Raw genomic sequence first — 13,844 nt, 5'->3', positions numbered from 1 at the left:
AGTGGTTCGTGACCGACCCGTATCTTGATCAAATGTGGCGAAACCAGGGCGTAACGAGAAGGTGATAGACGGTGCACAGGGCAGTTACCAGCCCAGTAGCCAGCGCCCGCCGCCGATGAGTGAGCAGAGCGAGACGGTGTGGAAGAGGAACAGCCACAGCACCGGCGGCACCCGCGTCAGCCGCCCGAGCTGGTCGGCGTCCGAATCCCCGGCGCCCCCGTAGCGGCGCTTGGACTGGAGCTCGAACGCCGGGCGCACGCCCCCGAGCAGCAGAAACCAGACAGCGGTGTACGCGAACGCCGACTGGACCGCGGGACCGGTCAGCCAGGAGATCAGCAGGAACGCCGCCCCCGTGACGATCACGGTGAGTGCCCCGTACGCGTTCCGGATCATCACCAGCATCGCGAGCAGCAGCGCCGTCGCCAGCCACAGCAGCAGCGTGATGTGGTGCGCGGCGAGCAGCCAGGCGCCGCCGAGGCCGAGCAGCGGGGGAGCGGTGTACCCGGCCGCCGCGGTGAGGATCATGCCGGGTCCGGTGGGTCTGCCGCGGCTGACGGTCAGGCCCGAGGTGTCCGAGTGCAGCCGGATCCCGTCCAGCCGCCGCCCGGTGACCAGGGCTATGAGCCCGTGGCCGCCCTCGTGCGCGATGGTGATCGCGTTGCGGGACACCCGCCAGACCGGTCGCGGTACGACCGCCAGAAGCGCCACGGCGGCGGCCACGGCCACCAGCCAGCTCTCCGGCGCGGGCTGGGTGCCGAAGACGCGGTCCCACAGATCGGCGAGAGAGGTCGAGTCGATGCTGGCCATTTCTCGGGCGGCTCCTCAGGTGGGTTTGCGTCGTGGCAGTGTGGCACTTATGTGCGGACGGTATGCGGCGAGCCGGAGGCCTGAAGATCTTCAGGGACTCTTCGGCATTGAGAAGTGGGAGCCCGAGGAGACCCTCGCTCCCGACTGGAACGTGGCCCCCACCAAGGAGGTCTACGCGGTACTGGAGCGTCCGGTGCGCCCGGCGTCCCCGGAGGAGGACGCGGTGGGGGCCGGTCCGGTTCGTCAGCTCCGCAGACTGAAGTGGGGGCTCGTGCCGTCCTGGGCGAAGACCCCCGAGGGCGGGGCCCGGATGATCAACGCACGGGCCGAGACCGTGCACGAGAAGCCGTCGTTCCGCAGGCCCTTCCTCGCCCGGCGCTGCATCGTGCCGGCCGACGGCTACTACGAGTGGGTCACCGGCTCCGACGAGCGGAAGCTGGAGGAGCAGGGCCGGAAGAAGCGGCCGCGCAAGCAGCCCTATTTCGTGACGCCCGCCGACGGCTCGGTGATGGCCATGGCCGGACTGTACGAGTTCTGGCGCGACCGGACCCTGCCGGACGAGCATCCGCTGGCCTGGTGGGCGACCTGCTCGGTGATCACCACCGAGGCGGAGAAGACACCGCTGGCGGTGGCCCCGGCCGACGGGCCCGGGACGCTGGCCGAGATCCATCCCCGGATGCCGCTGATGCTGACCCCGGACCGCTGGGACTCCTGGCTGGACCCGGCCCGTACGGACCCCGACGAGCTGCGGGAGCTGCTGGCGTCGCCGCCGGCCGGGCTGATGCGGGCGTATCCGGTGACGACGGCGGTCAGCAATGTCCGCAACAACGGCCCCGAGCTGCTGGAGGAGCTGGCGGCGCCGGAGGAGAGCACGCTCTTCTGAGGCCCGACGGCCTTCCGGGCTCCTGATGGCGGTCCCGACGGGGTCCTGACGGTGTGCGCCGGTGTGCGCGGCACGCGGGCGCCGGCGCCGGCGCGGCAGGATGGCCCTGTGACGAGCGAACCGAAGCGAGAGACCGTCGGGACCCCGGCCGGGGACGCCCGGATCACTTGGTACGCGACGGAGCGGCCCCGGCTCGTACTCGCCGCCGGCCATGGCGCCGGCGGCGGGATCGAGGCGCCCGATCTGCGCGCCCTCGCCGCCGCGCTGCCCCCGCTCGGGGTGACCGTCGCCCTGGTCGAGCAGCCGTGGCGGGTGGCCGGCAAGAAGCTGGCGCCCGCGCCCAGGACCCTCGACACCGGCTGGCGGGCGCTCTGGCCCGCGTTGGAGAGGCCCGGACTGCCCGTTGTCGCGGGCGGCCGGAGCGCCGGGGCGCGGGTGGCCTGCCGTACGGCGCGCGAGCTGGGGGCGCACTCCGTACTCGCCCTGAGCTTTCCGCTGCACCCGCCGGGCCGGCCGGAGAAGTCACGCGCCGCCGAACTGCTGGAATCCGGGGTGCCCACACTGGTCGTCCAGGGCGGCCATGACGCCTTCGGGAAGCCCGCGGAGTTCCCGGAGGGCTCGTACACCCTGCTGGAGGTGCCGTACGGCGACCATGGCCTCGCCGTACCCAAGAGAGCGCCCCTCTCCCAGGAGGAGGCCCAGACGATCCTCACCGACGGGGTCGCGGCCTGGCTCCCGGGTTAAGGCCTCTCGTTTGGATCTTGCTGGGCTCGCGGCTCCCCTGCCGCCCCCCGGGGAATGCCCGGGGCGGGACCGATGTTTAGGGGAGTAGCCGAACGCTGGTGCACACCGGAGTATGGAGAGGGAGTCCGTCGTATGGGTTCGACCATCTGCCCGCGCCGCTCAGACGCCGCTGACCTGGAGTGGACGGTGCTGTCCGCGGCCAAGACCGCTCCCGCTCGGGCGGTGGGCGGACCGGACCGGCAGGCCTCGTCGCAGCAAGGTCGACTATTCTCCGATTCGAGTGGGTCCGCATTCGGTCCCACCACAGCGTTGGAGGAGGTGGGTCCGGTCACAGGGACCGACGCAGGGGCCGACGACGGCAACATCATCGAAGAGAGCGCTGCCGAGCGCAACGCCCGCTTCGAGCGGGACGCCCTGGGCTTTCTCGACCAGATGTACTCGGCCGCGCTGCGCATGACGCGCAATCCGGCCGACGCCGAGGACCTCGTACAGGAGACCTACGCCAAGGCCTACGCCTCCTTCCACCAGTTCCGTGAGGGGACCAACCTCAAGGCGTGGATGTACCGCATCCTCACCAACACCTTCATCAACTCGTACCGCAAGAAGCAGCGCGAGCCCCAGCGCAGTGCCGCGGAGGAGATCGAGGACTGGCAGCTCGCGCGCGCCGAGTCGCACATGTCGACCGGGCTGCGCTCCGCCGAGTCCCAGGCGCTGGACCACCTCCCCGACTCCGATGTGAAGGCCGCGCTCCAGGCGATCCCCGAGGAGTTCCGCATCGCCGTCTATCTCGCCGATGTCGAGGGCTTTGCCTACAAGGAGATCGCGGACATCATGGGGACACCCATCGGTACGGTGATGTCACGACTGCACCGTGGCCGCCGCCAGTTGCGCGGCATGCTGGAGGACTACGCCCGTGACCGCGGGCTCGTACCGGCGGGTGCGGGAGAGTCGTCGGACGATCGGAAAGGTTCGGACTCATGAGCTGCGGAGAGCCGCATGAGACGGATTGCGCCGAGGTTCTCGACCACCTCTACGAGTTCCTCGACCATGAGATGCCGGACAGCGACTGCGCCAAGTTCGAGGTGCACTTCGAGGAGTGCTCCCCGTGCCTGCAGAAGTACGGCCTTGAGCAGGCCGTGAAGAAGCTGGTCAAGAGGTGCTGCGGGCAGGACGACGTGCCGAGCGACCTGCGCGCCAAGGTCATGGGGCGGATCGATCTGATCAGGTCGGGACAGGCCGTACCGGACCATGACGTGCCGTCGCGGACGGGCGCGGATCTGCCGGGCGCCACCGCGGAGTGACGAAGAAGTACGCGAATGCGTGCACGAACTGGAACATGCCCATAGAACGTGCGAGCGTGCCCAAGCCTCCCCGATAGCGGCTCTTGTCACCCAAAGGTGCTAATCGGTGGTATTGGGCCGCTCCTCGCCGTCCCGCTCGCTAGCCTGACCGTCTGTTTCGGGCGGGTACGGGAAGGGGCGGGGACGCGTGAGGGCCATACCGGGTGCGGCGCGCGCGTACATTCTGGTGGCTGTGCTCTGCGCCGGTGCCTGTGTGTGGCCCGCGCTGAGTTCCGGCACTCCCTGGGCGGCGGTCGCGCCGCTCGCGCTGCTGTACGCCTTCTGCGAGACCCCCGCGCGCGGCCGGTTCCTGCGCTTCATGGGGGGCTCGGTCCATGGCGCCTCGCCGGTCGTGGCCGGGTCGTTCTTCCCCGTCCTCCTCGCCGCGGCCTTTCTGCTGCCTCCGTCGGCCGCCGCGCTGGTCGCGGTGCCGGGGGCGCTGTGCGCGCGGGCCGAGCGGCGTCCCAGGAGCGCCCGGCGGATCTGGCGCGCCGCGCAGCTCGCCATCGCCACCTGGGCGGCGGCGCGAGCCCAGGCGCTGTTCGGCGGCCCGGTGGCGCTCGGCGGCGGCGGATACGGGCTGACGCGGCCCGACTTCCCGTACGTCCTGCTGCCCGCAGCGGCCGGGACCCTCGCCTTCTGTCTGGCGCTGGCCATGCTGGACGGCGGCATCCTCGTCACCGCGGAACGCCTTCCCGCGCGTACGGCATGGCGCGGCCTGCTGCTGCGCTCCCTCGCCCCGTACGCCGCCCACGGTCTCGCCGGGCTGATGATGGCGGTCCTGTGGCGCAGTCCGTACGGGCCGGTCTCCGCGCTCTTCGTCCTCCTGCCCATGTACATCTCCTGCTGGGTCTTCGCCCAGTACCACCGCGAGCGCGCCGCCCACCAGGCCACCATCAGGGCGCTCGTCCAGGCGGTCGACATCAAGGACACCTATACGCGCGGGCACAGCGAGCGGGTCGGGCACGCGTCCGTGCTGATCGCCCATGAGCTGGGCATGGAGCCGAGGCGGATCGAGGTCCTCCGGTTCGCCGGAATCCTGCACGACGTGGGCAAGCTCGGCGTACCGACCCGGGTGCTGCGCAAGGACGGCCCGCTGACACCGGAGGAGCGCCGGGTGATCGAGCTGCACCCCGAGTACGGGCACGAGATGGTGCGCGGCATCGGCTTCCTGGGGGAGGCGCGGGCCGCGATCCTCCACCACCACGAGCGCCTCGACGGCACGGGCTATCCCTGCGGTCTCGAAGGCCACCGGATCCCGGAGTTCGCACGGGTGGTGGCCGTGGCCGACGCCTTCGACGCGATGACCTCGACGCGCTCGTACCGCAGGGGCCGCCCGGTGCCGGCCGCGCTGGCGGAGCTGGAGCGGTGCGCGGGCACGCAGTTCGACCCGGAGATGGTGCGGGCGCTGTCGAAGGCGCTGGACCGCCATGGCTGGTGCACGGAGGTGACGGCGGACGAGGAGCGCTGCCGGGCGGCTCCGGCCCCGCACCCGGCGGGTGCCCCGCCGGGCGAGGCCCAGGCGGCTTCGTGCCCGCTGGCCCAGGCCGCTTCGGGCTCGTCGTCCGAGGCCACGCACCGGAGCGCTTCGGGCTCGTTGTCCCAGGCCGCCAACCAGAGCGTTTCCGGCCCGTCGGCCCCGGTCGCGCACAGGGCTGCTTCCGGCCCGTCGGCCCAGGCCCAGGTACACGCTCAGGCCCAGCCACACGCCCAGTCCCCGGGCCGGGCCGCTCGCTCGGACGACGTTCCGGCGCAAGCCGCCGTCGTCCCCGACCCCGACCCCGCCCCGGCCTCGCGCCGAAACGTCCCTCCCCGTGAGGCCCAGGCCCCCGGCCGGTCCGCGCGTGGAGGGCGGAGATGACCGCGGCCGCCGTCCGGGCGGCATCGGGGGCGCGGGCCGGGGCGGGGAAGCGGCCGGGGCACATCGGCTCCCTGGCCGTGCTCGTCGGGGTGTACGGCACCGCCGCGGCCGTCACCGTCGCCGGGCTCGGACGGACCCTGTGGCAGGGCCTCGCCGAGCCCCGCGCCGCCCTCGCCTTCGGTGTCCTCGTCGCCATCGGCGAACTGGCCCGCTGGGGCGCCCCGCCCGGCGAGCGCGAGCCCGCGCCGCTCGGTGCCGCAGGGGCACTCGCGTACGCCCTGCTCGGCGAGAACGCCGGCCACCCCGCCACCCATGGGGTCCTCCAGACCGTCGCCGTCGTCGCCGCGGCCGGGCTCGCCGGCGCCGTACCGCATGTCGTCAGGGGCCGCGGTCCCGGCCTCGGGCACATGGCCAGACGGATCCTCACCGTCGGCTTCGCCGCGGTCTGCTTCCAGCCCCTCTACAGCGCGGCCGATCTGCGCGAACGTTTCGGATCCGGCCCCGGCTACGCCGTACTGCTCCTCCTCCTGCTCGTCCTCACCGCCCTCTGGGACGCCGTCCTCGCCGCCCTGATGGTGCGCGCCCGTACCCGCCATCCCTTCGGCCCCCTCCTCCGGGACGAACTGCGCGCGCTGCTCCACATCGGCTCCGCCGTCTGCGCCACCGGGGCGGTCATCGCCCTCGGAGTCGCGGTCGCGGGCCTCTGGGCGCTGCCCGTGTTCTGTGTGCCGCTGCTGCTGACCCAGCTCTCCTTCCGGCGCTACGCCGCCGTACGGACCACCTACCGCCAGACCATCGCCTCCCTCGCCCGGGCCACCGAGATCGCCGGATACACGCCCCACGGGCATGCCCGCAGGGTCGCCGAGCTGAGCTGTGCCGTCGGCCGTGAGCTGGGGCTCTCGGGACCCGAACTGACCGTCCTGGAGTACGCGGCCCTCATGCACGACATCGGGCAGCTCTCGCTCGTCGATCCCGTGCCCGAGGGCGCCACGGCCCTGCTGCCGGTGGCCGAGCAGCGGCGTATCGCCCTGCTCGGCGGCGCGGTGGTCCGTCAGACCGGAGTGCCGGCCGCCGTCGCCGTCGTGGTGGAGCGGCAGGCCGATCCGTACCGGGAACAGCCGCTGCCCGCCCGGATTGTCCGCGCCGTCAATGCGTATGACGACCTGACCGGGGAATGTGGCACTGCGAGTGGCCCGCTCGGCGCGCTGGAGCGGCTCCGGCTCGGGACGGCGTACGACTACCAGCCCGAGGTGGTGGAAGCCCTGGCGCGTGTGCTGTCCCGGGGAGGTCCGGCCGCAGGTGGGGCCGGGTAACCCATGGGTAATGAGCGGGCGTCCGACCGGGCATGGTTGGATGCGAAGAAGAGGGTGTCGAGGAAAAGGTGTCCGGGGGCACTGACCCGAGCGACCGGCAGGCGGGAATCGTGAGGATCTTCGGGAAGGTACGGCATCGGCCCTCCGCCTCGTGGCGGCAGGCCACCGACCGCGCGTTCACGCTGATCGGTGACGGCCGGTACGAGGACGCGGGCGCGCTGCTCACGCGCGCGGCGGATCTGGAGCCCTGGCTCTCGGAGTCCTGGTTCAATCTGGCCCTGCTGCACAAGTTCCGGCACGACTGGGAGCAGGCCCGCGCCGCCGGGCTGCGCGCCGTCGCCCTGCTGGACAAGGAGACCGGCGCCCCGGACTGGTGGAATGTCGGCATCGCCGCCACCGCGCTCCAGGACTGGCCGCTGGCCCGCCGCGCCTGGCAGGCGTACGGGCTGAAGGTGCCCGGCAATCCGCACAGCGTCGAGGCCAACGGCGAGCCGGAGGGCATGGAGCTGGGCAGCGCGGCCGTCCGCCTCTCGCCCGAGGGCGAGGCCGAGGTGGTCTGGGGGCGCAGGCTGGACCCCGCCAGGATCGAGGTGCTGTCGATCCCGCTGCCCTCGTCTGGCCGCCGCTGGGGCGAGGTCGTCCTGCACGACGGCGTGCCGAACGGCGAGCGTACGACCGCCGCGGGCCCGGACGGCGCCACCCGCGCCTACCCCGTCTTCGACGAGATCGAGCTGTGGGCTCCCTCGCCCGTACCCACCTGGGTCGTGCTGCTGGAGGCGGCGACCGAGGACGACAGGGACGCGCTGGAGCGGCTGGCCGCCGACGCCGGGTTCGCCGCGGAGGACTGGTCGTCCTCGGTACGGCTGCTCTGCCGGGCCTGTTCGGAGAGCCGGATGCCGAGCGCCGAGGGCGACGGCGAGCATCTCGATCCGCACGACCACAGCGAGCCGGGCCACCCGGGGCCGCTGGGGCACCGTACGGCGGGGGAGCTGTGGGCGCCCGAGCGCGAGTGCGGGATCGCCGCGCCGCCGGGGCTGGTGCGGGGCCTGCTCGACGGCTGGGTCGCCGACAGCCCGGACACCCGCGAGTGGCGCGACCTCGAAGAGGTCTGCTGAGCTGCGTCGGCCCGCCCGTGGTGTGTGTGCGGGGGCCGCTGCGGGGCGCGGTTGTCCACAGGCACGGATGTTCGTGAACGGACGATGTCCGGATATCCACAGGACGCCGCTGTCTCCGGATCGCTGCCCTTAGGCTGTACGGGCACATCGCGCACAGCACGCCGACCGCGCGGGCGGCGATCGTGCGGACAGTTGTCGTGCGAACAGTGGTCGTACGGGCAGTATCGGCGTGCAGGCAGCATCGGGTACCGAGGAAGGCGTACTGCGGACATGGCGCAGCAGGAGACGGACCAGCGGATCGACAGCGGGGCCTCCGTGGCGGAGACGGAGGACGGGTTCGTCGTGGACACGGAGGACGCGGAGGCGCGCGAGCTGGCGCACCGCGAGCGCGGTACGGTCCGCCCGATCACCGTCGTCGGGAATCCGGTGCTCCACCGGGAGTGCAAGGACGTGACGGAGTTCGACGACAAGCTCGCCGCGCTGATCGACGACATGTTCGCCAGTCAGCGCGCAGCCGAGGGCGTGGGCCTGGCCGCCAACCAGATCGGGGTGGACCTCAAGGTCTTCGTCTACGACTGCCCGGACGACGACGGGGTGCGGCATGTCGGCGCGGTCTGCAATCCGGTGCTGGAGGAGCTGCCGCCCGAGGCCCGGCATCTTGACGACGCCAACGAGGGCTGCCTGTCCGTGCCGACGGCGTACGCGTCGCTGGCGCGGCCCGATTTCGCGGTGGTCCACGGCCAGGACGCCGAGGGCAAGCCGATCAAGGTGCGGGGCACCGGCTATTTCGCCCGCTGCCTCCAGCACGAGACCGACCACCTCTACGGGCGTCTGTACATCGACCGGCTGTCCAAGCGCGACCGCAAGGACGCGCTGCGGCAGATGGAGGAGAACACCCCGCGCTACGAGACCGTCCCCAACGACTGACGGCCCGAACGGCTGACGGGCCCCGAGCGACCGACGGATCCGGCGGGCCGACGGCCGGCCCTGGAGGACCGGCTGTCCCGAACACCGACCGTTCGCGCGGCCGGCCGTTCGCGGAAACCTCACAGGGAGATCGTCAAGAGATCGTCAACCGGGCTCGGTGGAAGCCCGGTTGACGCGCGTCGACCTGTGCGCCAGTCTCTGCGTACACCCCCCTCCAGCCTCACGAGGAGACGCAATGCTCCGACGCACCGTAAGACTTCTGGTCAGCCTTGTCATGACCATGTCCTTCGCTTGGGCCGGTACGCTCGTCACCGCGGGAACGGCCCAGGCCGACGGGTGTTACACCTGGTCCCGCACCCTCTCCCAGGGAGCGAACGGCGCCGATGTCACCCAGCTCCAGATCCGGGTCGCCGGCTACCCGGGCAGCGGCGGCGTACTCGCCATCGACGGCGATTTCGGACCGGCGACCGCCGCGGCCGTCAAGCGCTTCCAGTCGGCGTACGGCCTGGCGTCCGACGGCATCGCGGGCCCGGCCACCTTCAACAAGCTGTACTCGCTCCAGGACGACGACTGCACGCCGATCCACTTCAGCTACGCCGAACTGAACACCTGCAACACCACCTGGGCGGGCGGCGCGGTGGACGCGGCCACCGCCAAGTCCAACGCCCTGCGCACGATGTGGAAGCTGGAGGCGATGCGGCACGCGCTCGGCGACCAGCCCCTCCGCGTCACCAGCGGATTCCGCTCGCAGGCCTGCAACAACGCGGTCGGCGGGGCGTCCAGCAGCCGTCATCTCTACGGTGACGCCGCGGACCTGGGCTCCGGCCCGCACTCCCTGTGCACCCTGGCCCAGACGGCCCGCAACCACGGCTTCAACGGGATCCTCGGCCCGGGCTACCCGGACCACAACGACCACGCGCATGTCGACCACCGGCCGAGCCGCTTCTGGTCGGCGCCGAGCTGCGGCATCTGATCCCGCCCCGCCCCGTCCGACGCGGTCGGACCGGCGCCGGCACCAGCACGGGAACTGGCACCAGCACCAGCACCAGCCACAGCGGTACGGGGCCTCACGCGGCGTGCGAGGGGCCCCGGAACGTACGCCGGTACGCGTTCGGGGTCGTCCCGAGCGTCCGCAGGAAGTGATGCCGCAGTCCGGCGGCGTTCCCGAACCCGGCCCGCCCCGCGACGCTGTCCACCGTCTCGTCCGTCGCCTCCAGCAACTCCTGTGCCAGCAGTACGCGCTGGCGCAGCAGCCAGCGGTACGGAGTCGTCCCCGTCTCCTGCTGGAAGCGGCGGGCGAAGGTCCGCGGCGACATATGGGCCCGCGCGGCCAACTGCTCGACGGTCATCTCCCGGTCGAGATGGCGCTCCATCCAGCCGAGGACCCCGCCGACCGTGTCGCAGCGGTTCCTCGGCAGCGGCCGCTCGATGAACTGCGCCTGCCCGCCGTCCCGGTGCGGCGGCACCACCATGCGCCGCGCGATCGCGTTGGCGACCTCCGGCCCGTACTCCTCCCGTACGAGATGGAGGCAGGCGTCGATCCCGGCGGCGGTGCCGGCCGAGGTGATGACCGGGCCCTCGTCCACGTACAGCACATCCGGCTCGACGACCGCCCGCGGATAGGCGCGGGCCAGCGCCGCCGCGTGCAGCCAGTGAACGGTGCACCGCCGGCCGTCCAGCAGTCCGGCGGCGCCGAGCACGAAGACCCCGGAACAGACGCTCAGCACCCGCGCGCCCCGGTCCACGGCGCGGCGCAGCGCCGCCAGCAGCTCCGGGGGATAGTCGCGGTTCACATACGAGTCACCGGCCGGTACGGCGATGAGGTCGGCCTTCTCCAGCCGGTCGAGGCCGTGCATGTCGCCGAGCGTGAACCCGGCATGGGACCGCAGCACAGGCCCTTCGGCGGAGACCACGGCGAAATCGGGGACGGGCAGGCCCTCGTCGCTCCGGTCGAGGCCGAAGACCTCGCAGAGTACGCCGAGTTCGAAGGGGTGCACACCGTCGAGCAGCACGACCGCGATGTTGTTCAGCATGGATCCAGTGTGCATCGGATTTGGCAGTAATTCGATGGTTGACGACAGTCCTGCCACTGCTCGCGTCCGGGCGGAGCGACGACAGTGGGGGCATGGACATCTTCCTCACGGTTCTCGCCCTTATCGCCTTCTTTGTGCTGCTCGGTCTGCCGGCGCTGGTCTGGCACCTCAGGGACCGGGCGATCGACGGCCAGCTCCGCCGGGCCGAGCGCGGGGAACGGCCGGAAGACGCCGTGCGCGGGCCCGGCGTGCGGCGGACGGCCGGCGGACCGGCGGCCGTGGATCCCGCGGGGGTACATGTCGTACCTGCTACCCTTCGTCGCAAATCGATCACTTTGCGTCACTAAAGTCACCAAAGGGAGCGCGCGTGAAGGTCGCCTGCGTCGGTGGCGGGCCCGCCGGCCTGTACCTCTCGATCCTGATGAAGCGGCAGGACCCGTCCCATGAGATCACCGTCTACGAACGGAACCCGGCCGGGTCGACATACGGCTGGGGCGTGACCTACTGGGGCGGCCTCATCGACAAGCTCCACCGCCACGACCCCGAATCCGCCCGCGCCATCCGGCAGAACTCGGTCCGCTGGAGCGACGGGGTCGCGCATGTCCGGGACAGCACGACCAGGCACCACGGCGACGAAGGGTTCGGCATCGGACGCCGCCGGCTGCTCGAACTCCTCGCCGAGCGGGCCGGATCCCTGGGCGTACGCGTCGAGTTCGAGCACCCGGTCGACGCCGCGGCCGGCCCGCCCGACGCCGACCTCGTCGTCGCCTGCGACGGGGTCGGCAGCGCGCTGCGCGAGCGCCACGCGGACCACTTCGGGACCGAGGCGGTGGCCGGGCGGAACATGTACATCTGGCTCGGCACCACCCGGGTCTTTGACTCCTTCACCTTCGGCTTCGTGGAGACCGCGCACGGCTGGATCTGGTGCTACGGCTACGGGTTCAGCCAGGAGCACAGCACCTGCATCGTCGAGTGCTCCCCCGCGACCTGGCAGGGCCTCGGCCTGCACCGGATGAACGAGGCCGACAGCCTGGCCCTGCTGGAGCGGCTCTTCGCCGGGCCGCTCGGCGGACACCGGCTGATCGGGCGGTCCCACGCCGACGGCAGCGCCCAGTGGCTGAACTTCCGTACGCTCACCAACCGGACCTGGCACCGCGGCAACCTCGTCCTGCTCGGCGACGCCGCGCACACCACGCACTACTCCATCGGCGCGGGCACCACACTCGCCCTGGAGGACGCCATCGCCCTGGCCGGCGCGCTGGGCGACACCCGCGAACCACGGGGTCCCGGTGCCGCCCGGGATCTCGCGCCGGCCCTGGCCCGCTACGAGCGCGAGCGCAGATCGGCCCTCCTCCCCGTCCAGAGCGCGGCCCGCTACAGCGCGCAGTGGTACGAGAACCTCCCCCGCTACATCAACCTCGCCCCGGCCCATATGTTCGCCCTCCTGGGCCAGCGCCACTCCCCCCTGCTTCCGCACATCCCGCCCCAGCTCTACTACCGCCTCGACCGGGCGGCGGGCCAACTGGAACCCCTGCGCAAGCTGAAGCGCTGGCTGGGCCCCAAGATCGCCACCAGCCTCCACCCCCGCTCCCCGTCGGCCCGCAGCTAGTGCCCCTCCCGGCAAGGTTTGCCCCGTCGCGACGCCCTGCACGCACGCTCGCGGCGTTGGCCAAAAGCCCTGGTAGCTCCGCTACAAGGACTTCCGGCCGCCTTGCGATCGCACGCACCGGACGCCGCTCCTCGACGGGCAGACATTGCCGGTCGCGGCACCAGCCATGGGCCGAAGCCGCCGGGCGCGCCCGGGTCAGAAGTCGTCGTCGAAGGCGACCGTGCCCTCCACCGCCGACTGGTAGGCCGACGGGCGGCGTTCGAAGAAGTTGGTCAGCTCCTGGACGCCCTGGAGCTCCATGAAGGAGAAGGGGTTCTCCGCGCCGAACACCGGGGCGAAGCCCAGGCGCTGGAGGCGTTGGTCGGCGACGCATTCGAGGTACTCGCGCATCGAATCGGTGTTCATACCGGGGAGCCCCTCGCCGCAGAGGTCGTGGGCGAATCGCAGCTCCGCCCGGACGGCCTCCTTCAGCATCTCGGTGACCTGCTGCTGAAGGGTGTCGTCGAACAGGTCCGGTTCCTCCTTGCGGACCGTGTCGACGACTTCGAAGGCGAAGTTCATATGCATCGTCTCGTCGCGGAACACCCAGTTGGTGCCGGTGGCCAGACCGTGCAGCAGGCCGCGGGAGCGGAACCAGTAGACGTACGCGAAGGCCCCGTAGAAGAACAGCCCCTCGATACAGGCCGCGAAGCAGATCAGATTGAGCAGGAAGCGGCGGCGGTCCGCGCGGGACTCCAGACGGTCGAGCGTCTCGACCGAGTCCATCCAGCGGAAGCAGAACTCCGCCTTCTCGCGGATCGACGGGATGCTCTCCACCGCCGCGAAGGCCGCCGCGCGGTCCTCCGGATCGGGGAGATAGGTGTCCAGGAGCGTCAGATAGAACTGGACGTGCACGGCCTCCTCGAAGAGCTGGCGGGAGAGATAGAGCCGAGCCTCGGGCGAGTTGATGTGCCGGTAGAGCGTCAGCACCAGATTGTTCGCCACGATCGAGTCGCCCGTCGCGAAGAACGCGACCAGCCGGCCGATCAGATGCCGCTCGCCGGGGGAGAGCTTGGCGAGGTCGGCCACATCGGAGTGCAGATCGACCTCCTCGACCGTCCAGGTGTTCTTGATCGCGTCGCGGTAGCGCTCGTAGAAGTCCGGATAGCGCATGGGGCGCAGGGTCAGTTCGAAACCCGGGTCCAGCAGGTTCTTCGTCTTCATGTCCGTTGT

Annotated in this window: 13 protein-coding genes and 1 pseudogene; 11 read left to right on the top strand and 3 right to left on the bottom strand. The window is 71.5% G+C overall.

What is annotated here, in order from left to right; genetic code table 11:
* Positions 1-84 precede the first annotated feature (84 nt).
* Positions 85-798: a M50 family metallopeptidase gene (locus KQY30_RS11525; RefSeq protein WP_217310989.1), complete on the bottom strand. Its 714-nt coding sequence runs from the start codon at positions 796-798 to the stop codon at positions 85-87.
* A 58-nt stretch (positions 799-856) separates the two neighbouring features.
* Here KQY30_RS11525 and KQY30_RS11520 point away from each other — a divergent pair, with 58 nt between their 5' ends.
* From KQY30_RS11520 to KQY30_RS11480, 9 genes and pseudogenes are all read left to right on the top strand, one after another.
* The gene (locus tag KQY30_RS11520; RefSeq protein WP_217306747.1) at positions 857-1,690 is read left to right on the top strand and encodes an SOS response-associated peptidase; all 834 of its coding nucleotides are present in this window, start codon (positions 857-859) and stop codon (positions 1,688-1,690) included.
* 108 nt (positions 1,691-1,798) lie between these two features.
* Positions 1,799-2,434 carry an alpha/beta family hydrolase gene (locus tag KQY30_RS11515; RefSeq protein WP_217306746.1) on the top strand — a complete coding sequence of 212 codons (636 nt, stop codon included), beginning with the start codon at positions 1,799-1,801 and terminating at the stop codon, positions 2,432-2,434.
* A 318-nt stretch (positions 2,435-2,752) separates the two neighbouring features.
* The gene (locus KQY30_RS11510; protein WP_217306745.1) at positions 2,753-3,415 is read left to right on the top strand and encodes a sigma-70 family RNA polymerase sigma factor; all 663 of its coding nucleotides are present in this window, start codon (positions 2,753-2,755) and stop codon (positions 3,413-3,415) included.
* On the top strand, positions 3,412-3,735 hold the full coding sequence (gene rsrA / locus KQY30_RS11505) for a mycothiol system anti-sigma-R factor (protein ID WP_046500409.1): 324 nt from the start codon (positions 3,412-3,414) through the stop codon (positions 3,733-3,735). Before KQY30_RS11510 ends, rsrA begins: the two co-directional genes overlap by 4 nt.
* 187 nt (positions 3,736-3,922) lie before the next feature.
* Positions 3,923-5,236 (top strand): annotated as a pseudogene (locus KQY30_RS11500) (HD-GYP domain-containing protein); the annotation flags it as partial.
* Between the two features lie 395 nt (positions 5,237-5,631).
* Complete coding sequence (locus tag KQY30_RS11495; RefSeq protein ID WP_254407079.1) at positions 5,632-6,948, top strand: HD-GYP domain-containing protein; 1,317 nt, start codon at positions 5,632-5,634, stop codon at positions 6,946-6,948.
* A 110-nt stretch (positions 6,949-7,058) separates the two neighbouring features.
* A complete protein-coding gene (locus KQY30_RS11490; RefSeq protein WP_046499352.1) occupies positions 7,059-8,063 on the top strand; it encodes a tetratricopeptide repeat domain-containing protein in 1,005 nt (334 codons plus the stop codon).
* 270 nt (positions 8,064-8,333) lie between these two features.
* Complete coding sequence (gene def, locus KQY30_RS11485) at positions 8,334-8,990, top strand: peptide deformylase (RefSeq protein WP_046499289.1); 657 nt, start codon at positions 8,334-8,336, stop codon at positions 8,988-8,990.
* A gap of 235 nt (positions 8,991-9,225) precedes the next feature.
* Positions 9,226-9,963, top strand: coding sequence for a D-Ala-D-Ala carboxypeptidase family metallohydrolase (locus KQY30_RS11480; protein WP_217306743.1), 738 nt, complete (start codon positions 9,226-9,228; stop codon positions 9,961-9,963).
* Between the two features lie 94 nt (positions 9,964-10,057).
* On the opposite strand, the gene KQY30_RS11475 is transcribed toward KQY30_RS11480, so the two are convergent.
* Positions 10,058-11,023, bottom strand: coding sequence for a GlxA family transcriptional regulator (locus KQY30_RS11475; protein ID WP_217306742.1), 966 nt, complete (start codon positions 11,021-11,023; stop codon positions 10,058-10,060).
* A gap of 92 nt (positions 11,024-11,115) precedes the next feature.
* On the opposite strand from KQY30_RS11475, the gene KQY30_RS11470 reads away from it, so the two are divergent.
* Both KQY30_RS11470 and KQY30_RS11465 read left to right on the top strand, forming a co-directional pair.
* Complete coding sequence (locus tag KQY30_RS11470) at positions 11,116-11,370, top strand: hypothetical protein (RefSeq protein WP_217306741.1); 255 nt, start codon at positions 11,116-11,118, stop codon at positions 11,368-11,370.
* A gap of 20 nt (positions 11,371-11,390) precedes the next feature.
* Complete coding sequence (locus KQY30_RS11465; protein WP_217306740.1) at positions 11,391-12,632, top strand: FAD-dependent monooxygenase; 1,242 nt, start codon at positions 11,391-11,393, stop codon at positions 12,630-12,632.
* 195 nt (positions 12,633-12,827) lie between these two features.
* Here KQY30_RS11465 and KQY30_RS11460 read toward each other — a convergent pair whose 3' ends face one another.
* Complete coding sequence (locus KQY30_RS11460) at positions 12,828-13,835, bottom strand: ribonucleotide-diphosphate reductase subunit beta (RefSeq protein WP_217306739.1); 1,008 nt, start codon at positions 13,833-13,835, stop codon at positions 12,828-12,830.
* Positions 13,836-13,844 lie beyond the last annotated feature (9 nt).

The sequence above is a fragment of the Streptomyces sp. GMY02 genome (assembly GCF_019056675.1).
Lineage (GTDB): Bacteria > Actinomycetota > Actinomycetes > Streptomycetales > Streptomycetaceae > Streptomyces > Streptomyces odonnellii.
This window is presented reverse-complemented; position numbering and strand designations above follow the sequence as displayed.

Excerpts from the sequence above, each read along its gene's own strand:
- KQY30_RS11475 (WP_217306742.1), bottom strand. The coding sequence starts at position 11,023 with ATGCTGAACAACATCGCGGTCGTGCTGCTCGACGGTGTGCACCCCTTC.
- KQY30_RS11495 (WP_254407079.1), top strand. The coding sequence starts at position 5,632 with ATGACCGCGGCCGCCGTCCGGGCGGCATCGGGGGCGCGGGCCGGGGCG.
- KQY30_RS11460 (WP_217306739.1), bottom strand. The coding sequence starts at position 13,835 with ATGAAGACGAAGAACCTGCTGGACCCGGGTTTCGAACTGACCCTGCGC.
- rsrA (WP_046500409.1), top strand. The coding sequence starts at position 3,412 with ATGAGCTGCGGAGAGCCGCATGAGACGGATTGCGCCGAGGTTCTCGAC.
- def (WP_046499289.1), top strand. The coding sequence starts at position 8,334 with ATGGCGCAGCAGGAGACGGACCAGCGGATCGACAGCGGGGCCTCCGTG.
- KQY30_RS11470 (WP_217306741.1), top strand. The coding sequence starts at position 11,116 with ATGGACATCTTCCTCACGGTTCTCGCCCTTATCGCCTTCTTTGTGCTG.
- KQY30_RS11480 (WP_217306743.1), top strand. The coding sequence starts at position 9,226 with ATGCTCCGACGCACCGTAAGACTTCTGGTCAGCCTTGTCATGACCATG.
- KQY30_RS11520 (WP_217306747.1), top strand. The coding sequence starts at position 857 with ATGTGCGGACGGTATGCGGCGAGCCGGAGGCCTGAAGATCTTCAGGGA.